The 15408-nt window shown below is 71.6% G+C and carries 12 protein-coding genes; 4 read left to right on the top strand and 8 right to left on the bottom strand.

Features of this window, described 5'->3' with window-relative positions:
- The first annotated feature begins 82 nt into the window (after positions 1 to 82).
- A complete protein-coding gene (locus tag AB0B96_RS27040; protein WP_362902972.1) occupies positions 83 to 1141 on the top strand; it encodes an LLM class flavin-dependent oxidoreductase in 1059 nt (352 codons plus the stop codon).
- Here AB0B96_RS27040 and AB0B96_RS27045 read toward each other — a convergent pair.
- From AB0B96_RS27045 to AB0B96_RS27070, 6 genes are all read right to left on the bottom strand, one after another.
- Entirely contained in the window at positions 1125 to 2807 is a 1683-nt protein-coding gene (locus AB0B96_RS27045) for an ATP-binding cassette domain-containing protein (RefSeq protein ID WP_362902974.1), read from the bottom strand. The genes AB0B96_RS27040 and AB0B96_RS27045 overlap by 17 nt on opposite strands.
- A complete protein-coding gene (locus tag AB0B96_RS27050) occupies positions 2804 to 3580 on the bottom strand; it encodes an ABC transporter permease (RefSeq protein ID WP_362902976.1) in 777 nt (258 codons plus the stop codon). The genes AB0B96_RS27045 and AB0B96_RS27050 overlap by 4 nt, the downstream gene beginning before the upstream one ends.
- 20 nt (positions 3581 to 3600) lie before the next feature.
- On the bottom strand, positions 3601 to 4602 hold the full coding sequence (locus AB0B96_RS27055; RefSeq protein ID WP_362902978.1) for an ABC transporter permease: 1002 nt from the start codon (positions 4600 to 4602) through the stop codon (positions 3601 to 3603).
- Positions 4599 to 6140: an ABC transporter substrate-binding protein gene (locus AB0B96_RS27060; RefSeq protein ID WP_362902980.1), complete on the bottom strand. Its 1542-nt coding sequence runs from the start codon at positions 6138 to 6140 to the stop codon at positions 4599 to 4601. The genes AB0B96_RS27055 and AB0B96_RS27060 overlap by 4 nt, the downstream gene beginning before the upstream one ends.
- Positions 6141 to 6286: 146 nt before the next feature.
- Entirely contained in the window at positions 6287 to 7492 is a 1206-nt protein-coding gene (locus tag AB0B96_RS27065; protein ID WP_362902982.1) for an MFS transporter, read from the bottom strand.
- Positions 7489 to 7623 carry a hypothetical protein gene (locus AB0B96_RS27070; protein ID WP_362902984.1) on the bottom strand — a complete coding sequence of 45 codons (135 nt, stop codon included), beginning with the start codon at positions 7621 to 7623 and terminating at the stop codon, positions 7489 to 7491. Before AB0B96_RS27070 ends, AB0B96_RS27065 begins: the two co-directional genes overlap by 4 nt.
- A 159-nt stretch (positions 7624 to 7782) precedes the next feature.
- Here AB0B96_RS27070 and AB0B96_RS27075 point away from each other — a divergent pair, with 159 nt between their 5' ends.
- Complete coding sequence (locus tag AB0B96_RS27075; protein ID WP_362902986.1) at positions 7783 to 8742, top strand: endonuclease/exonuclease/phosphatase family protein; 960 nt, start codon at positions 7783 to 7785, stop codon at positions 8740 to 8742.
- Positions 8743 to 8886: 144 nt separating this feature from the next.
- On the opposite strand, the gene AB0B96_RS27080 is transcribed toward AB0B96_RS27075, so the two are convergent.
- Both AB0B96_RS27080 and AB0B96_RS27085 read right to left on the bottom strand, forming a co-directional pair.
- On the bottom strand, positions 8887 to 10146 hold the full coding sequence (locus AB0B96_RS27080) for an MFS transporter (protein WP_362902988.1): 1260 nt from the start codon (positions 10144 to 10146) through the stop codon (positions 8887 to 8889).
- A 277-nt stretch (positions 10147 to 10423) separates the two neighbouring features.
- On the bottom strand, positions 10424 to 11230 hold the full coding sequence (locus AB0B96_RS27085; RefSeq protein WP_362902990.1) for a UTRA domain-containing protein: 807 nt from the start codon (positions 11228 to 11230) through the stop codon (positions 10424 to 10426).
- Positions 11231 to 11595: 365 nt separating this feature from the next.
- Between AB0B96_RS27085 and AB0B96_RS27090 the strand changes: the two genes are divergently transcribed.
- Together AB0B96_RS27090 and AB0B96_RS27095 are read left to right on the top strand one after the other, a co-directional pair.
- Positions 11596 to 13452, top strand: a complete 1857-nt coding sequence (locus AB0B96_RS27090) for an ABC transporter ATP-binding protein (RefSeq protein WP_362902992.1) — start codon at positions 11596 to 11598, stop codon at positions 13450 to 13452.
- The gene (locus tag AB0B96_RS27095) at positions 13449 to 15347 is read left to right on the top strand and encodes an ABC transporter ATP-binding protein (RefSeq protein WP_362902994.1); all 1899 of its coding nucleotides are present in this window, start codon (positions 13449 to 13451) and stop codon (positions 15345 to 15347) included. The genes AB0B96_RS27090 and AB0B96_RS27095 overlap by 4 nt, the downstream gene beginning before the upstream one ends.
- Positions 15348 to 15408: the final 61 nt, after the last annotated feature.

Genomic DNA, 15408 nt, shown 5'->3' on the forward strand with positions numbered 1-15408 from the left:
CGGCGAGCCGACCGGCGGAACCCGGCGGCGATGCCGGATGACCGGCAGAAATAAACCTCCGCCTCGCCCGGTTGCCGCCTACATGGCTGATGACGACATCCGCGGGACGGCCCGCGGCTCTTCCGAGGTGCCCCTGTCGATCCTGGAACTGGCGACCGTCGGTTCCGGCGTGACACCCACCGAGACCCTGCGAGCGAGCACCGAGCTGGCCAGGCGTGCGGAGGAGTGGGGCTATCACCGGATCTGGGTGGCCGAGCACCACGGCATGCCGTCTGTGGCCAGTTCCTCGCCCGCCGTGTTGATCGCCCATCTCGCCGCCGCGACCAGGAGCATCCGCCTGGGGTCCGGCGGTGTCATGCTGCCCAACCACGCCCCGCTCGTCGTCGCCGAGCAGTTCGGCACTCTGCACGCGCTACACCCGGGCCGCATCGACCTCGGGCTCGGCCGGGCCCCAGGCACCGACCCCGCCACGGCGAGGGCCCTGCGCGGGCGGCACGGCCTGGACGCCGACGACTTCCCCGAGCAGCTGGCCGAGCTGACGGCCTTCCTGGACGGCGCGTTCCCGCACGGCCACCCTCTGGAGCGGGTCGTCGCGGTGCCCCGCTCCCCCGAGTCGGGCCGCCCGCCGATCTGGCTGCTCGGTTCCAGCGGCTTCAGCGCGCGGCTCGCCGGGAGGCTCGGCCTGCCGTTCGCGTTCGCGCACCACTTCAGCGGCGAGAACACCATCCCCGCCCTGGACCTGTACCGGTCGTCCTTCGAACCCTCCGCCGTCCTCGACCGGCCGTACGCGATGATCGGCGTCTCCGCGGTCGCCGCCGACACCCCGGAGCAGGCGCTGCGCCTGGCCCGCTCCGGCGGGCTGTCCATGCTGCGGCTGCGGCGCGGCGCCCCGCAGCCGATCCCCACGCCCGAGGAGGCGGAGAACCACCCGTACAGCCCGATGGAGCGCGACTTCCTCGACGACTATCTGTCCAAGCTGGTGCTGGGGGACGCCGCCGGAGTACGGCAGGGGCTGGAGGATCTTCGCAAGCGCACCGAGGCCGACGAGTTGATGATCACCACGATGATCCACGACTCCGCCGCCCGGATCCGCTCCTACGAGCTCATCGCGCAGGCGTACGACCTCACCGGCGGCTCCTGACCGGGCGTCCACTGGCTCCGTCGCGGCCCGATGGAGCGAGCAGACCTCGGGTCAGCGGGTGCCGGGGCCGCTCCAGAACGCGGGTGACGGTGCCCTCCTCCACGACCCTCCCCCCTGCTAGGACCATGACATGGTCCGCCATCCGCGCGACGACACCCATGTCGTGGCTGATCAGCATGAGGGTGAGCCCGGACTCGCGGCGCAGTTCGCCGAGCAGGTCGAGCACCTCTGCCTGGGTGATCGTGTCCAGCCCCGAGGTGATCTCGTCGCAGACGAGGACACTCGGGGAGGCGAGCAGCGCGCGGGCGAGCGCCGCGCGCTGGAGCTCGCCACCCGACAGCGCGGAGGGTCCGCGGACCGCCGAGGTGGCGCCGAGCCCGACGCGTTCGAGCATCTCCAGCGCCGCGCCACGCGCCGCGTCGGGTCTCAGACCGCGCAACCGCACGGCGGTGCGGCTCACCTGGTCGGCCACCGTCCGGTTCGGATCGAAGGAGGCGTGCGCGTCCTGGAACACATACTGCACGCGCGCCACCTCCTGCCGCGATCGCCGCGCCAGTGACCCCGCCAACGGCCTCCCGTCGAGCAGCACCGCTCCCCGCGCGGGCTCGTGCAGCCCCGCGACACAACGCGCGAGGGTCGTCTTCCCGCTTCCCGAACGTCCGACCAACGCCAGGCACCGTCCGGCCGCCATCCGTAGCGACACATCGTGGAGCACGGTCACCGAGCGGTGCCTCGCCGTCAGGCCCACGACGTCGAGCCTGGCCGGCCCCGGCACGACCTCCCGTGGCGACGCGGCCTTCCGGGAATGCGAGCCCACCTCGCCGGAGAACGGGAACTCTCCGCCATCGGTGAGAGCGCCGGTCCCGCCGGTGGACGAACCCGTCTCGCGAGCGAATACCTCCTCTGCCAGGCCATTGGACGAACCGATCTCATCGGGGGACGGGGGCGCCGCGCCGGACGGTGGGATCACCGGCAGCCGGGCAGCCAGCAGACGCCGGGTGTGGTCGTGCCGGGGCCGACAGAGCACCTCCCCCGCCGGACCGCTTTCCACCACCCTGCCCGCGCGCAGCACGACGACGTGGTGGGCGAGAGCGCGCACGACGTCCAGGTCGTGGCTGAGCAGGACCAGGGCGATACCCCGCCGTACGAGGTCGGCCAGTTCGTCCACGATTTCCCTCCTGGTGATGGCGTCCTGACCGGTGGTGGGCTCGTCCGCCACGATCACCGACGGCGCCGTCAGCAGCGTCTGGGCGAGCACCAGGCGTTGCTGCTGCCCTCCGGAGAGCTCGTGCGGGTAGCGGCACGCCGTCTCGCCGTCGGCGGGCAGGTCGACGCGGCGGAGCGCGGACGAGATCCGGTCCGTCACGGATCCGTCCGGCGCGTGCCTTCCGGCGATCTCGCGCAGCACCGCCCCGACGCGGCGGACCGGGTTGAGGGCGGACGCGGGGTGCTGCGGCAGGTAACCCACCGTTCCGGCCACCTCAACCGTCCCCGACAGGACCACCCCGGGCGCGTGCTCACCGAGCAACGCCCGCCCGATGGTGGTCTTGCCGCTGCCCGAGGCCCCGACCAGGGCGAGCACCCGGCCGGGCGCGAGTTCGAAGGAGACGCCGTCGACCAGCGTGCCACCCCCGGCCTCGGCGCGCAGTCCCGTAACGCGAATCACGTGGCCTCCCCCCTGCTACGCCGTGTCCCGTCGAAGAGCAGGTTCAGCCCGACGGACAGCGCCACGATCAACAGCGCGGGGACGAGCACGCCCCACGGCTGGAGGAACATGCCGGTCCGGTTACGGTCGACCATCACCGCCCAGTCGTCGGCGTCGGGAGAGACGCCGACACCCAGGAAACTCGCCGTCGCGACAAGATAGATCGCACCGACGACTCGGACGCCCAGGTCGGCCAGGAGGGTACGGAGCATCGACCGGCCCACGTAGCCGAACGCCCTGCGCCACCAGCTCTCCCCCTGAAGCCGCATCGCCTCCATCGCGGGCCTGGCGGCGATCTCCAGGGCCGCCGCGCGGGAGATCCTGGCGACCTCCGGCAGGCCGATCAGCGCGACCACGGCGACAAGGGTGAGGGGCCCCGGCGGGGCGACAGCGGCGAGCAGGATGAGCATCAGCAGCGAGGGGATGGCCAGCAGCAGGTCCAGGGGCCGCATCAGCAACTCGTCCAGCCACCGTCGCCGGGTCATCGCGGTCAGCAGTCCCAGCGGCGTGCCCACCAGGAAGGTCAGGGCGGTGGCCGCCAGGGCGACCATCACGACCGTACGGCCACCGAGAAGCACCTGCCGCCACACGTCCCGGCCGACGAAGTCGGTGCCCAGGAAGGAGCCGGAGCCGAACGAGGCACCGCGGGGAACCGGCTCGCCCGCGAACCACGGACCGGCGAGGGCGATCAACAGCGGTACGCACAGCAGCACCCCGCCCAGTCCCCACCTCATCACCGGCCCCACCCCCCGCCTCATGTGGCACCTGCCGCACGCGGAGCGAGACGGAACGCGACGATGTCCGCGGCGAGGTTCACGGCCACGGTGGTGGCCGCGAAGACCAGGGCGAGCCCCTGGATCACCGGGATGTCGCGGGCGGAGACCGCGCTCACCAGGGAGGTACCGAGGCCGGGGATGACGAACACCGCCTCCACGGTGATCACGCCGCCGAGCAGCCAGTCGGTGGTCCTCGCGAGCTGCTGCACGGCCGGCGCGACCGCGTTGGGCAGGGCGTGTGCCACGACCACTCTCCGGCCGGAGAGCCCGAGCCTACGGGCGTGGCGGACGTACTCGGAGTTCAGGGCGTCGATCATCCCGGCTCTGACCAGCCTGCTGATCGAGCAGATCGGCCGGGCGAGCAGGACCAGGAGGGGAAGCACCAGCACGGCCGGCTGCGCGAGCAGGTTCGGGCCGACGCCCACCGCGGTGGGCGGGAACCAGCCGAGCCGCAGAGCGAACAGTGCGACCAGCAGTACGGCGAGGGCGAACTCCGGCACCGAGTACAGGGCGACGCCGGCCGAGGTGAGAACCCGGTCGAGCAACCGGCCCTCGCGGATCGCGGCGACGACGCCCGCGGCCACCGCCAACGGCACCAGGAGCAGCAGGGTGATCGCGGCGAGTTGGAGTGTCGGCCCGCCCGCGTCGGTGAGGAACCCGGTGACCGGGCGGCCGGCCGTCAGGGACGTCCCGAGGTCACCGTGGAACAGGCCGAGCAGCCATTCGGCGTAGCGGGCCGGCGCGGGCCGGTCGAGTCCCAACTCCTGGCGGAACCGCTCGATCCGCGCCGGGTCGGGTGTGTCCCCGGCCAGCACCACGGCGGCGTCCCCCGGCAGCGCCTCGGTGAGGGCGAACACCAGCGCGGTGACCGCCACGATCTGCGCCAGACCGAGCAGCAGGCGCCGCGCGGCGTACCTGGGCAGGCTCACCCGGCCCTCCGAGCGGGGCCGGGAGGGCTGCGTGGATCGGAGACGCGTCAAGCCAGCCACACCTTGTCGAAGCGGGCCCAGTCGAGGGTGTTGGCCGGGGCGTCGGCGACACCGCCCACACCCGGCACGGTCGCGACGAGCCAGTCTGCGAAGCCCCAGACGAGGTAGCCGCCCTCGGCATGCTGGACGCGCTGCATCTCGGCGTACACGTCGCGGCGCGCCTTCTCGTCGGCGAGCGAGACGGCCTTGGCGTAGAGCGCGTCGAACTCCGGTCGCTTCCACTTGGTGATGTTGGTGGTGGACGTGCTGAGCAGGCGCTGTGCGAAGTGGGACTCGATGGGCATCGCGCCGGACCGGAAGCAGCACAGAGTGCCCCTGTCGAGGACGTCCTTCCAGTAGGTGTCCCTGTCGCCCACCGCGACCTCGACGTCGAGACCGGCCTGGCGCATCTGGTCGGCGAAGACGCTCGACGACTCGACGAAGCCACTGGCCGCCGCCGAGGTGTCGAGCCGCACCTTCACCCCCTTCGCGCCGGCCTTCTCCACCAGCCACCTGGCCTTCTCCAGATCGCGGGCACGCTGCGGGATCTCCTCGGCGTAGTACTGGTAGCCCTTGCCGAAGAGGTCGTTGCCGACCTGTCCGGCGCCGGCCAGCACGGTGTCGACCAGTTCCCTGCGGTCTGCCAGCAGGAACATCGCCTCGCGCAGGTTCCGGTCGTCGAAGGGAGGACGGTCCAGCTTCATGGCGAACGCCTGCATGCCACTGTTGGTGAGCCGGGTGACGGTCAGGCGGTCGTTACCCCGGTAGGTCCTGGCGGTGGTCGCGGTGATGTCGTGGGCGTAGTCGGCCTGCCCGCCCAGCAGGGCGTTGACCCGGGCCGACTCCTCGTTGGCGATGAGGTACTGCAACTCATCGACGTGCGGGGGGCCCTCCCAGTAGTCGGGGTTGCGCTTGAGCAGCAGGGAGCGACCGGGTTCGAAGGAGCCGAAGACGAACGGGCCGGACCCGACCGGCCTGGTGAAGTCCTCGGCGCCCTCAGGCACGACAAACACGCCGAAAGCGGCCAGCACGTTGGGGAACTCGGCGAACGACTGTCTGAGCGCGAACTCGACCGTACGGTCGTCGACGGCCCTGCTGTCGGCCAGGTCGATGACCGCCAGGGTGGCCCTGGCACGGAAGGCGCGCGCGGGGTCGGCGATCCTGGCGTAACTGTGGAGGACGTCGGCGGCGCGCACCGGCCTGCCGTCGTGGAAGGTCGCCCGGCGCAGGGTGATCCGCCACCTGGTGAGGTCGGCGGAGGGCTCCCAGCGTTCGGCGAGACGCGGCACGACCGACAGGTCGGGGCCGTAGTCGGCGAGCTTGTCGAACAGCGCCTTGGAGCGGGACGCCTCGACGAACAGGTTGGACATATGCGGGTCCAGGGTCTCCTGGGCCCCACCCCCGGCGAACGCGACGCGCAGCCGGCCTCCCGCGCGAGGCTTGCCCCCGGCGACGATCTCGGCGGCGGGTGCGGTGCCGCACCCGGCGATCAGGGCGGCGGACAGCCCTGTGGCGGTGCCGAGGAAACCACGGCGGTTCAGGGATTGCATGGAGGGGAGGTCCTTTCATTGGTCGGGAGGTTGCGCGACAGACCAGGGGGCGGCGTCGCGGCCGATGTCGAGCAGCCGGGCCCCACCGCCGAGACGACGGGCGAAATCAGACGGACGTGAGGTGGTCGAGGTCGGGGAGCCGCAGCTCATACGGGTCGCGGCCGCGGCCCCCGTGTCGGGGAGTTCTCCGCCGGCGCCGCCGTCTCCGGTACGCCGGCGCGACGCACCGCGAGCGCGGAGCCAAGCCCGAGCGCGGCGCACAGCGGCCAGGCGAGCCAGCCCGCGGTGTCGCCCGCCCAGCCCACGACGACGTTGCCCACCGCGGCGACCAGGCCCGAGGCGAGATAGAACATCCCGAAATAGGTGCCGATGATGCCCTCCCTGCCATAGGCGGGGATCAGTTCCAGCACGAACGGCTGCGCGATCATCACGCCCAGGGCCAGTCCGAACGCGGCGAACAACACCGGGATCAGGCCCGGCAGCAGCGGGGCGAGAAAGGCCGCCCCCATCACCGCCAGACCGAACGCGATGGCGGTGTCCCGGCGGAGACGGCCCCCCAGCCACCGGGTGACCCGCACCTGCAGCAGGAGGGTGGCGACCGTGGAGACCAGGAACAGCGCCGCCACCGAGGCCGCGGAGCCGGTGACCTCCTCGGCCCGCATCGGCAGGATCAGGTAGAGCTGGTTCTGCAGGGCGAACATCCCGCTCAGCGCCAGCGTGAAGGCGAGAAAGCGGCGGTTGGCCAGGCACTCCCGCCAGTCGGCGAGCACCGACCTCTCGCCGGACGGTACGGGCCGCGCCGGTAGCGTCAGCGCCTGCGCCACCGTGAGCCCGGCGAAGATCAGTGCCGCGGCGACGGCTGCCACCCGGAAGTCGACCAGCAGCAGCACACCGCCCAGTAGCGGGCCGAGCAGCGCGCCGACGCTGGCGAACACGTTGAACAGGGAGAACGCCTCCGCGCGGCGATCGCCCGCCTCGACGGCCAGGTAGGAGCGGACCGCAGGGTTGAACAGCGCCCCGGCCAGCCCTGACAGGACCGAGGCGGCGAGCAGCACGGGGAGCGAGCCGCCGATCGCGAAGAGGCCGAAGCCGACGGCACGCAGGGCGCACCCCGCGATGATGACCGTGCGGGCGCCGAGCCGGTCTGAGGCCGTGCCGCCGACCAGGAACAGGCCCTGCTGGCTGAGGTTGCGCACGCCGAGCACCACTCCGACGGCTGCGGCCGACATCCCCAGGTTCCCGGCGAGGTAGCTCGCGAGGTAAGGGATCAGCAGGTAGAAGCCGGTGTTGACGCCCATCTGGTTGACCAGCAGGAGCCGCACGGACAGTGGAAAGGACTGGAACGCTCTCATGTCGCCGGTCGCACGCCGAGGCCGAAAAGGCCAGAGGTGTCCTCGCCACCGAGACCGGTCCAGGGAACGCGCTCCAGCAGTAGGTGGCCGTCGCGGTCGCCCCGGCTCTCGACCATCGGCAAATGCCCCAAGACCATCTCCTTCGCCACGAACTCAACAGAAGGAATGATAATGACTTTCATTTTCTTTGCAATCCGGCAGGGCTGAACGGCTGTGGTTCTGTGCATCTGCGCCGGTAAAGACCTCAATCTCCACCGAAACTGCACAGAAGGCCGTTACGCTCCGGGGGCATGATCAGATCGAGATGGGTGAGCCTGCTGGTCTGGCCGGCGGTGCTGCCCTTCGCGGCCTGGGCGTTACTCAGGGCCGGCGGCTGGACCCCGGTCTGGCAGTGGGTCGCCCTGGTGGCGTTCACGCCGTACGTGGCGGCGGCCTCGGTGATCCCGCTGCTCCTCGCCCTGGGCCTGCGCCGCTGGGCGGCCGCGGCCCTCGCGCTGGTCACGAGCGCGACGCTGGCGACGATCGTGCTCCCCCGCCACTTCGGCGACGACGACCAGCCCGCGGCCGACGGAGGTCGGCTCCGGGTGCTCGCCGCGAACCTCGCCGTCGGCGCGGGCGACACCGAGGCCCTGATGAGGCTGGTGGGCTCCCTCGGCCCCGACGTACTCGCCCTCCAGGAGGTCACCCCGGCCGCGCGCGACCGTCTGGAGGCGGCCGGGCTGCGCCGTCGCATGCCCCACGTCGTGGACCGCGCGGTCGACGGGGTGGGGGGCTCGGGCATCTACTCCAGGCACCCCCTCAGCGAGAAACCGCTGATCGCGCTGGGCGGGTTCCGGCAGGCGCGAGGGGTGATCCAGCACCCGAGCGGCCACGAGATCGAGGTCGTCTCGGTCCACCCCTGCGCGCCCCGGTACGGCGGCAGGGTGCCGTGCTGGGAACAGGGACTGCGGGCGCTGCCCAGGGCGGGCGGCGAGCTGCGGGTGCTCGCCGGAGACTTCAACGCCACCCTCGACCACCGGCCGGTACGCGATCTGCTCGACAGCGGTTACCGCGACGTGGCCGACGTCACCGGGAACGGCCTGACGCCCACCTGGCCGCGGCAGGGCTGGAACGTCCCCGGTGTGACGATCGACCACGTGCTCGCCGACTCACGCATGGCGATCAGGACCTTCGGCGTCCACCACCTCCCGCACACCGATCATCGTCCGGTCTTCGCCGAGCTTGGCCTGCCCCGCTTCACCAAGCGCTGACCCCGGCCCGGCAGGCCGGGGCCCGGCCGGTACCGGCACGCGGCCCGATCCTCACCGGCGAGGATCGCCGGTCCCGGCCGATCGGCGGAGACCGGCCCGCCCCATGGATGCCGATCCCGGCCGATCCGCCAGGAGCGGCCCGCCTCATGGACCACCGAGCGGGGACCGGGTGGTCGCGGCCCTCCTCGAACGAGACCCGCCGAGGAACAGGAGCAGGGCGAGGACGGCGTACGGCACCGCGGCGGCGGTGAAGATCGCGGCATGGCCGACGAGCGCCGAGGCCGCGGCGTACGCGCCGTAGGCGAGGACGGCGCCCAGTTCCGTACCCAGCCCGGCCAGCGAGGTCACGGTGGCGCGTGCCGGGCCCGTGATGCTCTCCTGAAGCCGCACGTCGGCCAGCACGGTCGCCATCTGGAAGACGCAGAAGGCCGTCGCGAGGGCGACGAACCCCACCGCGACGCCGCTGAACGCGCCCGCGCCGAGCGCGAGCGCCCCGAACGCGAGAAGCGCGGCGAACTCCCGGTCGGTGAGGCTCCGCCCGGCCGCCGCGAGCACGCCACCGGCCGCGACACCCACGGAGACCAGAAGCACCAGGAGCGGCACGACGTGCGTGGTGACGCCGGTGCCGACCGCGAGCAGCGGGGTGTACTCCTCCAGCGAACCCCACAGGGCCGTCACCGCCGGTACCAGCAGCAGCGCCCGGCGCGTCGGCCGGTCGGCGCGCGCCGCCCGCAGCCCCTCGCGCAGGATCGCGGCGTAGCCACCGGCCGGCGTCTCCTCCCCACCGGCCTCCTCGCGTTCCTCCCCGGGGCGTACGCGACGCTCGGGAAAGGCGAGCGCGGCCACCGCGGCGAGCACGCACGCCAGGACACTGCCCGCGGCGACCAGCGGGTAGCCGCCGACGGCGAACACCGGGGCGGCCACGGCCATGGACAGCATGACGGCACCCGTGCCGATCGCGCGGGCACGGCCGATGACCGCGGCGTAACGGCCGGTCGCGCCCAGGCGGTCGAGTTCGGTGTAGACCAGAGCCTCCAGCGCGCCCGACTGCAGCGCTCCCGAGGCACCCCACAGCACGAAGCCCGCGGCGAACACCCAGTAGGAGGGGGCCGCGACCCACAGGAGGAAACCGGCCGCGGCGAGCAATGGTGCCAGGGCGAGCAGCGCGCGCCGCGAGACGGCGTCGGCCCACACCCCCGAGGGGACCTCCAGCACGACGGAGGTGACCGACCAGATCGCCAGGAGCGAGGAGATCTCGGCGGTCGACAGACCCGTGTCGACGAACAGCAGCGCGTAGAACGGGTAGAACAGGACGAACTCATCAAGGAAGGTGTAGACGTAGAGCGTCGCGGCGAGGCGCTTCGCACGTCCTTCGGGCGCACGGAGAAAAGAAGAAGTGGTCATGAGGTCCTTCTCGCGAGGGCTGGCGGACTTCGGGATGCTCGGCATCTCCGGAGGTCCACGGCAGCTCGCGCCGGACCGACCGATCGTTCAGGATCAATGTCGCCAGGTCATGTCACAGACCATACAGTCGCCCAGCCCGCTGTGGCCTCCCCTTTTTTCCTCTTCAGGACGAAGCGTCACTCGGCCGTGGAGGCGGCGTCGCGAGCACGGCGGGCGGGTCCGTCTCGCCTCCGCCTTTCGGGTGCGCGGGTGTGTGCGGGAAACCCGGCGGGGCCGGTCAGAACTCGTCGTGCCCGGAGACCTGGCCGATCGGGAAGACGTGCCTGCTCGCGGCGCAGACGGTCTCCAGGACGTGGACGGGGACGTCCTCGTCGGAGTAGCCGGTGCGAAGGATGTGGACGACCCACTCCCCCGGTTCGAGCTCCAGGGTCTCGTACTCGAAGGAGGTCGGCGGGCGGGCCGTCAGGCTCTCCTCGGCGCGGCCGAAGGTGTGGCCGAGGGCGATCAGCGCCGCCTGCAGTGACGGCTTCACGAACCCCGGCTCGGCGAGGCGGGTGCCCCCGAACAGGTCCGTCCGGAAGTAGCTGGTGGCGACGCGCACCGGGATCCCGTCGGCGGTCATCATCTTCCTGCGGGCGATCACCTCGGCACCGGGTTCGACGCGCAGGCGCGCGGCCACGTGTTCACCGGCCGGTTCCGGTCCCACGTAGAGCATTCTGCGGCCGGGCGTGACGCCCTGCCTTTCCGCCTCGGCGAGGAACAGGGACGCCGAGCCTCGATCGGCGGGGTCGGTGGGCAGCGCCCGCCGCACCACGACCTTCGGCTCACGGACCGTGGGCTCCTCGGGGACCCGCGCCGCCGGCCCCTTCCTCATCTGGGAGATGCGGCCGGGGGACACGCCCAGGCGCGCCGCTATCTCCTCCAGGCTCATCCCGGAGTCACGGGCCTCGGCGATCGCCTGACGGCGCATCTTCGCCGCCTCCGCGACGAGTCCCTGCTCTTCGGTCATGAGGCGGCTCAGAACCCGCGCGCGCTCGATGGGGTCGCTCAGCCCGGAAACGTCGTGCAGCGTCTTCAGGTCCATCGGGGGCCGCCTCCTCGCGCTCGACACCACCGGGAATTTTAGCCCCCCTATTTTGGCGCGGTGACACTGCCTCGCGCACCGGAAAGGCTGTCGGACCCGCCCGTTCACTCCGAGGAGGGGGTTCACGGTCAATGGGCATTCTGGCCCGGTGGTTACACCATGCCGACCGTCAAATCAGTTGCCGACGCCGCGGCCGGGTGCGGAAACTGGATGGTCGCCCGCGTCACGCGGGTGGCGGTGATCCGACGGGGCGCCACCTGGAGCGGTGGTACGGGAGACCGGTTGGGAGGGATGGCGCTCCGGCCTGCCCTGCCCCGGACGGCTCTCACCTCGTCAGAACACCGTGAGGAGCGTGCCGCCTGCCGATGCCCCCTGACACCGGAAACACCTCAGCCAGTACCAACAACACCGACAATACCGACAACACTCACGCCTCCGCCACCAACCCGGCATCCCTGACTTCGCGCCCCCTCCCCTCGCGCCGCGCCGGGGCGGGCTCCCTGTGGCGACTGAAGTCCTACCTCCGCCCGTACGTCGGCCGCCTTGTCGCCATCTGGGTGCTGTCCCTCACCGCGGTCGCGATCGGCATCGCCATCCCGCTGATCGGCAGAGAGATCATCGACGGTCCCGTCGCCCGCGGCGAGGCGGGGGCCGTGCCACCCCTCGCACTGCTCGCCTGCGCGCTGGGCGTGATCGAGGCACTGCTCGTCTTCCTGAGGCGGTGGCTGCTGGCCGCCGCCGTCCTCGGCCTGGAGACCAGTCTCCGCGACGACATCTACCGCCACCTCCAGCGGCTGCCGATGGGGTTCCACTCCTCCTGGCAGTCGGGCCAGCTGCTCTCCCGGGTGACGACCGACCTGTCGACGATCCGGCGTTTCCTCGGCTTCGGCCTGCTCTTCCTCGTCCTCACCACCGTCCAGATCGCGACGGTGACCGGGCTGCTGCTCCACATGTACTGGCCGCTCGGGCTGCTGGTCGTCGCCTCGGCGGTGCCGATCATGGTCACCACCCTGCGCTTCGAACGCGAGTACATCACCATCTCCCGGCGGGTCCAGGACGAGCAGGGCGACCTCGCCACGGTCGTCGAGGAGTCCGCGGCCGGCATCCGCACGATCAAGGCGTTCGGCCGCGGCCCGTACGTCTCCGGAATCTTCGAGAAAGGGGCGTTGAAGGTCTACGGGACCTCGATGGAGAAGGTCCGCCTGTCGGCCAGGTTCTTCACCTTCCTTGAGGTGATCCCGAACATCACCCTCGCGCTCGTGCTGCTGCTCGGTGCCCTGGCGGTCGGCTCCGGCACGCTGACGCTGGGCACGCTGGTGGCCTTCGCCACCCTGATGCTGCAACTGGTCTGGCCCGTCTCCGCGCTCGGCTTCATCCTCACGATGGGCCAGGAGGCGATGACCGCGGCGGACCGGGTGATGGAGGTGCTCGACACCGAACCGGAGATCGTCGGAGGCACCGCCGTGATCGAACGGCCCCGAGGACACCTGCGCTTCGAGGGAGCGGGGTTCACCTTCCCCGGTGACGGGAAACCCGTGCTCCACGACGTCTGGCTGGAGGTGCGTCCGGGAGAGACGCTCGCGGTCGTGGGCGCGACGGGGTCGGGCAAGACCACGCTGACCTCCCTGGTGCCACGGCTGCACGACGTCGGCACCGGCCGGGTCACGATCGACGGGGTCGACGTCCGCGACCTGCCGCTGCCCACACTGCGCTCGATGGTCGCCACCGCCTTCGAGGAACCGACGCTGTTCTCGATGAGCGTCAGGGAGAACCTCACGCTGGGACGGCACGACGCGAGTGAGGAGGAGATCGAGCAGGCACTGCGGATCGCCCAGGCCGGGTTCGTCCACACACTGCCGTGGGGGCTGGAGACCAGGATCGGCGAGCAGGGCATGTCCCTGTCCGGCGGCCAGCGCCAGCGGCTCGCACTGGCACGCGCGGTGCTCAGCCGTCCCAGGATTCTCGTGCTGGACGACACGCTGTCGGCCCTCGACGTCGAGACCGAGGCCCTGGTGGAGGAGGCGCTCCGGCACGTGCTGCGCGAGGCGACCGGGATCGTCGTCGCCCACCGGGCCTCCACCGTACTCCTCGCCGACAGGGTGGCCCTGCTGCTCGACGGCACGATCGCGCACGTCGGCGAGCACCACGAACTCATGGCGAGCGTGCCCGAGTACCGCGCGCTGCTGTCGGCCGCCCCGGACACCGAGGAGGCGCGGCTGTGAGCGTGACCGAACCCTCCACCCATCCCTCGGTCAAGCCTTCCGGTGCCGAGAACGCGAACGGGTCCCGGGAGTGGCGGGGCGTCGCGGCCGAGAACCAGGAGGAGCTGTCGGCGCAGGTGTCGTTCCTGCTGCGCGACAGGTCCAGGCGGCTGCTGGGCGACCTGCTGCGCCCGTACCGCGGGAGGCTCGTCCTGCTCGTCGTCATCATCGTGACCTGCAACGCCGCCTCGCTCTCCATCCCCTACCTGGTCAAGGTGGGCATCGACGCGGGCATCCCGCCGATGCTGGCGGGCGCGGGGCCGCGAACGCTGGTGACGGTCGTCGTGGCGATCCTGGCGGCGGCGGCCGTCCAGCTGGTGACCCGGCGGATATTCCTCAGGATGGCCGGGCACATCGGCCAGAGCATCCTGCTGGAACTGCGGCGGCGGGTGTTCGTCCACTTCCAGAGGCTGTCGCTCTCGTTTCACGAGGACTACACCTCGGGCCGGGTCGTCTCCCGGCTCACCTCCGACATCGACGCCATCTCCGAGATGCTGCAGTCGGGTTTCGACGACCTCGTCACCGCCGTGCTGACACTGGTCGGCACGGCGGTCCTGCTGCTCGTCCTGGACGTCCACCTCGGCGTGGTCGCGCTGCTGCCGCTGCCGGTCCTGATGCTGTTCACCGGCTGGTTCCGGCGGCAGTCGAGCATCGTCTACCGCAGGACGCGGGAGACCGTGGCGCTGGTGATCGTCCACTTCGTGGAGTCGATGGCCGGCATGCGCGCGGTCCAGGCGTTCCGCGGGGAGCCGCGCAACCAGGCGATCTTCTCCCAGCTGAACGCCGACTACCGCGACGCCAACCGGCGGAGCATGCACCTGGTCGCGATCTTCTCTCCGGGCGTCAAGCTCATCGGGAACGTGACGATCGCGGCCGTCCTGCTCTACGGGGGCACGCTCGCGATCCAGGGCGAGGTCACGGTGGGAGTGCTGGCCGCCTTCCTGCTCTACCTGCGCCAGTTCTACGAGCCGATGCAGGAGATCTCGCAGTTCTATAACACGTTCCAGTCGGCCGGTGCGGGGCTGGAGAAGCTCTCCGGCGTGCTGCAGGAGCACCCCATGGTGGCCGAGCCCGCTGACCCGGCGGCGCTGGAGCGGCCACGCGGGAGGATCGAGTTCCAGGGCGTGGAGTTCTCCTACCTGGACGGCACCCCCGTGCTGCCCCGGCTGGATCTGGTGGTCCCCGCCGGGCAGACCGTGGCGCTCGTCGGCACCACGGGGGCGGGCAAGACCACGCTGGCGAAGCTGGCCTCCAGGTTCTACGACCCCGTCGCGGGGCGGGTGCTGCTGGACGGGGTCGACCTGCGCGACCTCGGCGAGCAGACGCGGCACGCCGCGGTGGTCCTGGTCACCCAGGAGAACTTCCTGTTCAGCGGGTCGGTGGCGGACAACATCAGGTTCGGCCGACCCGGCGCGAGCATGGCGGACATCGTGGCGGCGGCCCGCTCGATCGGTGCCGACACGTTCGTCTCCGCGCTCCCCGACGGGTACGACACCCAGGTCGGCAAGCACGGCGGCCGGCTGTCGGCCGGGCAGCGGCAGCTGGTGGCGTTCGCCAGGGCGTTCCTCGCCGACCCGGCGGTGCTGATCCTCGACGAGGCGACGTCCAGCCTGGACGTCGCCGGCGAGCGGCTGGTGCAGCGGGCGATGCGGACGATCCTGGCGGACCGGACGGCCCTGATCATCGCGCACCGCCTGTCGACCGTCGAGATCGCCGACCGGGTGCTGGTGATGGAGGGCGGCAGGATCACCGAGGACGGTCCGCCCGGCGAGCTCGTCGAGCGGGCGGGCCGCTACGCCGACCTGCACCGCGCCTGGCTCGACAGCGTCTCCGACCACCGCGACGCCCCCGGCTGACCCACCGGCGGCGGGGAGGGCTCACACTCCCGAACCGCCTTCCCTCGCTCCCCGATCCCGG

The sequence above is a fragment of the Streptosporangium sp. NPDC049046 genome, assembly GCF_040649155.1.
GTDB lineage: Bacteria > Actinomycetota > Actinomycetes > Streptosporangiales > Streptosporangiaceae > Streptosporangium.